Below are 7,429 nucleotides of genomic sequence, written 5' to 3'. Positions count from 1 at the left end.
CTTGGTCAGGAGAATTAGTTGTGCACGCTGTTCTAAGCTGAGTGGGACGGTAACAATCCGTGGCATGTGCAAACATCGTTTAACCAAAAATGTCTTTTCGCATGTTTAGTTGTTTTTGTCAACTTATCATTTCATTTATGGAGCTAGATAACCGGTAATTGTTCTATTCTTGCAACATATCGTTTTATCTATATCGGTGAATTAAAATAAGAAAGGTATAAACTAATAATCATTCCAATGCGAGATAACAAGACATGAATTTTAAAGCACTAACTTTAGGTCTGGCGGTTGCATCAGTGGCAACTTTTACTATGGCAAAACCGGTTGCCTATCAGATTGATCCAACCCACACAGCAACTGTTTTTTCCTGGAGTCACTTTGGTTTCTCTACGCCTTCTGCAAACTTTAGCGACATTCAAGGTACAATTAACGTCGATAATGCAAAACCTGCAAATTCATCTGTGAATGTGACTATTCCTTTATCGAGTTTAAATACCAACGTAAAAGCATTGGATGAGCATTTAAAAACAGCAGATTTTTTTGATGCAGCGAAGTATCCAAACATCACATTTAAAAGTACTAAAGTTCAGGCATTAGGTAAAAACAAATACAAAATCACTGGTAACCTTACAGTGAAAGATGTGACTAAACCTGTAGTTTTAGATGCAGTGTTAAATAAACAAGGTGTACATCCAATGACTAAAGCAGAGGCTATTGGTTTCAATGCCACGACTTCATTCAACCGGTCAGCATTTGGCGTAGGGGCTTATGTACCAAATGTGGGCGATAAAATCACGGTAAACATTACCACTGAAGCTTCTGTTCCTGCGAAAAAATAAGCCTGAATTGGCTAATAAAAAAAGCACCCTTGAGAGGGTGCTTTTTTATTGGTTGAAATTTTACTTTAAATTGCTGAAATCTGTTTGAGATATGCCTGCAATACAGCCTGTGCCTGCAATGCTAATGCAGTGGCATAGCGTTGATTGTCGGCTCGCAAAGCCGGAATATTAACGTTAGCTTTTCTTAATTCGCAGGTATGGCCAATCAGCCATTTTTCCAGACTTTCTGGGGCCACTTCAAGATGAAATTGTAAGGCCAGAATATTTTTCCCCACAGAAAATGCCTGATGAAGATAAATCTCTGAACCTGCTAATAATGTAGCCTGTTCAGGCAAATCGAAGGTATCGCCATGCCAGTGTAATACAGCAGTTCCAGTTAATGGCTTAAGCAGATTATTTGCACAATCTGTAATACTGAGTTGGCTCCAGCCAATTTCCTTTTGATGTCCTGCATACACTTTGGCACCCAGGGCATGAGCAATCAGTTGAGCACCTAGACAGATGCCTAAAGTTGGCAAGTTTTCTTTTAGGCGAACTTTAAGTAAGTCTATTTCTTGTTGTAAGAAAGGGTAGTCATCTGTTTCATACACGCCAATCGGTCCACCTAAAATAATGGTGAGACCTTTATGCTGAAATGCTTTGGTTAAATCATCTACACCGGCTTCAAAATAACGTACCCGAAAACCGAGTTGATAAAAGACATCTTCAAATGCCCCCAGGTCTTCAAAGGCAAGATGTTGAATGGCATAAATGGTGTCGGGAAAGTCTGAAGGAATAGTTATCATGCTTTTGTTTTCATGGAGAAGGAATCATAGCAATTTAGCCTGAATAGTCAGAAAAATGAAGATTTCTCTGTTGATCGTTTGCAATTTAAAGCAAAAAAGCGAACCGAAGTTCGCTTTTGAGATACTTGATACAACGTTCTGTTTAGAAGAAGCCCATTGGCTTGGTAGCATAGCTCACCAGCAAGTTTTTGGTTTGCTGGTAATGATCAAGCATCATCTTGTGGTTTTCACGTCCAATACCTGATTTTTTATAACCACCGAATGCAGCATGTGCAGGGTAGATATGATAACAGTTGGTCCATACACGACCTGCTTCAATCGCACGGCCTGCACGATATGACGTATGCGCTGAACGTGACCAGACACCAGCACCTAAACCATAAATGGTATCGTTGGCAATTTTGATGGCATCATCAAAATCTTTAAAGGTGGTCACTGCGAGTACTGGTCCAAAAATTTCTTCCTGGAACGTTCTCATGTTATTGGTGCCTTTGAAAATGGTCGGTTCAATGTAGAAACCTTGGCCAACTTCATGACGTGCTTCACCACCCGTCAATAGTTCAGCACCTTCTCCACGGCCGGTTGCGATACATCCCAAAATCTTGTCTTGCTGTTCTTGAGAAGCCTGTGCACCAATCATGGTCTCAGTATCCAGTGGATGACCGGTTTTAATGCGTTTCACACGTTCTACTGCAAGTTCCAGGAACTGGTCAGCAATACTTTCCTGAACCAAAGCACGTGATGGACAGGTACAGATTTCCCCTTGGTTTAGGGCAAACATGGTAAAGCCTTCCAGTGCTTTTTCTAGGTAGTCATCTTGTTGCGCCATGACATCTTCAAAGAAAATGTTTGGTGATTTACCACCTAGCTCTAAGGTTACCGGAATAATATTTTCGGTGGCATATTGCATGATCTGCTGACCGACAGCTGTTGAGCCAGTAAATGCAATTTTGGCAATACGTGGGTTGGTAGCTAATGGGCGGCCTACTTCAACGCCATAACCATTTACAATGTTTAATACACCTGCAGGCAACAGGTCCTGAATCAGTTCAACCAGTACCAGAATACTGACCGGTGTTTGTTCAGCCGGTTTTAAAACAATACAGTTACCTGCAGCCAGAGCCGGTGCCAGTTTCCAGGTTGCCATTAAAATCGGGAAGTTCCACGGAATGATTTGTCCGACTACACCTAAAGGTTCATGAAAATGGTAGGCAATAGTATCTTCATCGATTTCTGAAATGCCACCTTCTTGTGCACGGATACAGCCGGCAAAATAGCGGAAATGATCAATCGCCAAAGGAATATCGGCAGCCAGGGTTTCACGAATCGGCTTACCATTATCCCAAGTTTCAGCAACTGCCAAAAGTTCCAGATTGGCTTCTAAACGGTCGGCAATTTTTAACAGGATATTGGAACGGGTCGTTGGCGATGACTTGTTCCATTGTGCTTTGGCTTTATGTGCAGCATCAAGAGCAAGCTCAATATCTTCAACGCTAGAACGCGGAACTTTGGTGAAAGCTTTACCATCTACAGGTGAAATATTGTCAAAGTATTCTCCTTTGACAGGCGCTACCCATTGTCCACCAATAAAGTTTTCATATTGGGCTTTAAACTGAACTTTTGAACCAGGTTGATTAGGATCGACGTAACGCATATGTATTTCCTTTGCTTATTTTAGTGTCTTAAAACCGTATCTACAGCTTTGGTATATAAGGTACTTGTGTACATTATATGATTAGCATAACCTGAATAAGGTTGGAGAAAGGTTGGATACAAGAAGGTTTACAATCTTTTCAATCCAGCATAAAAAATAGCGATTACAGTGGATGTAAATCATGAATTGTTGTGAGAATAAGGAATGATGACAAAACAAAATTTGATGCAAAAAAGGCATAAAATTGATCAGTTTAGGCAAAGTAGCAGTTTATCTGCCTTACATGCAGAACAACTGGGTCAAAGTATTGCGAGTTCCTGGCAACGTTCATCCTCGGCCGAAATTCCCAAGGATCGCTTGGCTGCCCCACTGGTTCACTTACAAAAAGAAACCTATCCTTCGGCTTTGGCAAATGCCTTGCAACATTGCGCACAGGATTTAAAGCATATTGCCGAACAGTCTTCGATGGTAATTGCAGTCGGCGATATCGGTAGCACCATTATCTGGTCAGCCTCCAGTCCACAAATGCAGCGTGCAGCAGAAAGTGTGCATTTTATTGAAGGCGGGCAATGGCGCGAGGAACTGGTTGGAACCAATGCCTTGGCACTGTCGTTAAAAACCCAGCAATCGAGTTGTGTGTTTTCCAATGAACATTATATGCCTTCCATTCATGATTGGGTCTGTTATGCTGCCCCGATTATTGATCCTTATTCCAAGCAGGTGTTAGGGGTGATTGACCTGTCGACCACCTGGCAAAAGCATAACAGTTTGGGACTACTTGCAGCGGAACGCTGTGCTTCGATTATTCAATCGGCTTTGCTGGAATACCAAAAGCAGCGTCTGTTTATCCGGGCTTTTTCCGTGCCTCAGGTTTTGTTTAATGGCAAGGTACTGGTTCTGACCCCCCGCCAAATTGAAATTTTGACCATCCTGGCATTATGTCCGCAAGGTTTAAGTCTGGATACTCTGCATCAGGCTTTATACGGAGAACGAAAAGTCAGTATAGGTACCTTAAAGGCGGAAATGTCGCAGTTGCGTGATGTACTGGGCGGTATGCTGGGTTCCAGACCTTATCGTTTATTGGCACATGTAGAGGCTGACTTTTTATTGACAGAACAGTCTTTGGATGCCGGCTATATCGATTCGGCCTTAAAACTGTGTACTGGCGTATTTCTAGCCAAAACCGAAAGTCCTTTTTTATGTGCCTGGCGCGATTGTCTGGAATCCCGTTTAAGTGATGCCATTTTTAAAGCCAATGAAACCGATGTGCTGCTAAAACATGTGGCTCGATTCCCTGAGGCGATTGATGCGGTGGAGCGCCTGATTGAGCTCATGCCCAAAACGCACCCTGTGCATCAAACCCTGCTGAAATATAAGGATGCCTGAGAGCTGTAAGATATATTTACAGCCCTTTAATTTCTAGCCATTCAAACAGCCGCAGATAGACATTCTGGCGTACCGATTTTTCCGACAAGACCAGATCATGTAAGCCATTCTTGATTTTAGCAATGGTGACATCACCTTTGATTTTTCTGGCATATTTGTCGATATGTTTGACATCTAGAATCACGTCACTGCTTTGCGCATATTGATGCCATTTTTTTGGATTTTTGCTTTGATCTGAATGCATTACCAACGCGGGTACCGTTAAGCTGACTCCCTGATGGATTTCTTTCTGTGCTTCAAAAATGGCCCGAACAAAACTCAAGCGAACCAGAGGGTAAGACTGCGGTTTCCAGTCCAGATTAAAGTCCCATTCGCCATGCAGATTTTTATGCAGACTGGGAACATACCATTTGTTCAGCTCACTGGGAAATTTTAAATCCGGGCAAACCTTACCCACCCGGCTTAAATTGGGAATGCCCAATTTTTTCTTGATCGGGTTCATATTGAAATCATAAAACGGACTATTGACCCACAGTGCCTTAATTAAAGGATGCTCTGGATGATGTGCCGCATACAGTGTGGTGGTTAAGCCACCGGTAGAATGGCCACTAAGTAAAATGGCATCATGGCCTTCTGCGCCTATAATGTTTAAGGCTTCGGTAATTTCAGCATCGTATTCGGCAATTTCACGCACATTATAATATTTTTGATGCGGCAGAATGGAGCGGCCATATTTACGTAAATCGAGTGCATAAAAGTCAAAACCATGCTGGTTAAACTGTTCTGCCATTTCCGTCTGGAAGAAATAATCAATAAAGCCATGAATATATAACACAGCTTTGGATGTGGTTTGGTCGGCTTTTTTTCTGACTAAGGTCGCTGTAACCTGACCTTCGTAATCATCCGGGAAATTTAAAGTGGCCTGTTCATAACCTGGGCCTAAGATATCGCGTTGATAAAGTGGGGCGGTGTTGCCATTGCTCATTTTTATACTCATAGAGAAGAATTTGTTTTCTCTTATCCTTCATGATGAGTGCTAATTTGTCAAATTGAATTATTTTTATAAAAAAAAGCAACCACAGTTCTTATCCTGTCATCAAGGACACAGGATCAGCCAGGAAAAGGGAAATGGTTTCTTTTCTTGGCGCACTTCTTGACGAAGTGCGAACATGGGTTGCTAAAAGTGTAAGTCAAAGAATTGGATAGAAGACTTACAGGGAGGTATTACATTGCTGCTTTAAAATCGACTACCGATGCATTAGGTTTCAATGCTGACTTAAAGATATCGACCACTTGAGCATGGCTAGCCTTACGTGGGTTGGTGAGCATGCAGGCATCTTTTTGCGCATTTTCTGCCATGATAGCAAGATCAGCTTCTTTGACACCCAGTTCAGCCAAACCAGATGGAATACCAATAGAAGCAGAAAGTTGACGAATGGCATTGATGGCTTCAAATGCAGCTTCAGTTACCGTCAGGCCTTCAGTGTTGACTCCCATTAACTGTGCAATTTTCGCATAGCGATCCGGGCAGGCGATCAGGTTAAATTCAGATACATGCGGAAGCAGAATGGCATTACAAACGCCGTGTGGCAGATTGTAGAAACCGCCCAGCTGATGCGCCATGGCATGAACATAACCTAAAGATGCATTGTTAAAAGCCATACCTGCAAGATACTGTGCATAGCTCATGGCATCACGTGCTTCCAGGTTTTCACCATTGGCAACAGCCGGGCTAAGCCATTCGCTAATCATGGTAATGGCTTTTTCGGCACAAGCATCGGTAATTGGATTGGCTGCAGTTGATACATAGGCTTCAACAGCGTGAGTCAATGCATCCATACCGGTTGCCGCAGTTAAGCTGGCTGGTTTGGCAATCATCAGTTTAGGATCGTCGATGGCAATCAGCGGGGTACAGCGCCAGTCAACAATAGCCATTTTTACATGGGTATCGGTATTGGTAATAATACAGAAACGGGTCATTTCTGAAGCCGTACCTGCCGTGGTATTGATCGCAATTAGCGGTGTCATCGGTACAGTGCTTTTATCGATCCCTTCGTAGTCACGAATATGACCGCCACCCGCTGTCACTAGGCCGATACCTTTAGCACAGTCATGTGATGAACCACCGCCTAAAGAAACAATAAAATCACAACCCTGTTCATTATAGGCTTGAACGCCGTTATGTACGTTAATGTCGGTTGGGTTCGGTTCTGCACCCGGAAAAATATGACTGTCAACGCCAGCATCTTTTAAATAGTTTGAAATAGTATCTGCGACACCAAATTTGAATAAACCTGCATCAGTCACAATCAATGCCTTCTTGGCACCTAGATTTTGCGCTTTTGTTCCAATTTCTTTGGCACAGCCTGGGCCGAAAAGTGAAACACAGGGAATATAAAAACCGTTGGTTTGATCTGCAATATTTTTAAAAGCCATGGTGCGATTCCTTCTACCATTCATTATATTATCGGTGACTCTCACCGTAATTGGAGTATCGAATGAAGCTGAAAAAAATCCTACCTACCAAATACCTACCATTTTAAGTTTTTGAATTTTATAATTTTTTATTAAATATTGCCCGATTGTCTATTTTTGATGCATCGTTTACTCATATCTAGGCTATCTTGCAAACCATGTATAAGAGCCTATCCAGTATTAATTTCATTCTTTTTTAGCACTTAAAAAAAGAATTTGTTAAAATTATTCAATGAGAAAACCATATCCCAGCGACATTAGTCGAGAAGCCTTTAAAGAAATTGAACCGT

At 42.1% G+C, this 7,429-nt stretch carries 6 protein-coding genes; 2 read left to right on the top strand and 4 right to left on the bottom strand.

Annotated elements, in window-relative coordinates; translation table 11 throughout:
- The first annotated feature begins 254 nt into the window (after window positions 1-254).
- Window positions 255-839, top strand: a complete 585-nt coding sequence (locus FTT83_RS15075; RefSeq protein ID WP_086195076.1) for a YceI family protein — start codon at window positions 255-257, stop codon at window positions 837-839.
- A 65-nt stretch (window positions 840-904) separates the two neighbouring features.
- On the opposite strand, the gene FTT83_RS15070 is transcribed toward FTT83_RS15075, so the two are convergent.
- Window positions 905-1,624: a glutamine amidotransferase gene (locus tag FTT83_RS15070; protein ID WP_180176818.1), complete on the bottom strand. Its 720-nt coding sequence runs from the start codon at window positions 1,622-1,624 to the stop codon at window positions 905-907.
- Window positions 1,625-1,766: 142 nt separating this feature from the next.
- Window positions 1,767-3,278, bottom strand: coding sequence for an aldehyde dehydrogenase family protein (locus FTT83_RS15065; protein ID WP_180176817.1), 1,512 nt, complete (start codon window positions 3,276-3,278; stop codon window positions 1,767-1,769).
- Window positions 3,279-3,482: 204 nt separating this feature from the next.
- Between FTT83_RS15065 and FTT83_RS15060 the strand changes: the two genes are divergently transcribed.
- Complete coding sequence (locus FTT83_RS15060; protein WP_166168067.1) at window positions 3,483-4,664, top strand: transcriptional regulator; 1,182 nt, start codon at window positions 3,483-3,485, stop codon at window positions 4,662-4,664.
- A 16-nt stretch (window positions 4,665-4,680) separates the two neighbouring features.
- Here the strand turns inward: FTT83_RS15060 and FTT83_RS15055 are convergent, their stop codons facing one another.
- Together FTT83_RS15055 and FTT83_RS15050 are read right to left on the bottom strand one after the other, a co-directional pair.
- Window positions 4,681-5,649: an alpha/beta hydrolase gene (locus tag FTT83_RS15055; protein WP_086195080.1), complete on the bottom strand. Its 969-nt coding sequence runs from the start codon at window positions 5,647-5,649 to the stop codon at window positions 4,681-4,683.
- A gap of 239 nt (window positions 5,650-5,888) precedes the next feature.
- Window positions 5,889-7,100: an iron-containing alcohol dehydrogenase gene (locus FTT83_RS15050; RefSeq protein ID WP_166168070.1), complete on the bottom strand. Its 1,212-nt coding sequence runs from the start codon at window positions 7,098-7,100 to the stop codon at window positions 5,889-5,891.
- Window positions 7,101-7,429 lie beyond the last annotated feature (329 nt).

This window comes from Acinetobacter sp. YH01018 (genome assembly GCF_013420295.1).
Classification (GTDB): domain Bacteria; phylum Pseudomonadota; class Gammaproteobacteria; order Pseudomonadales; family Moraxellaceae; genus Acinetobacter.
This window is presented reverse-complemented; position numbering and strand designations above follow the sequence as displayed.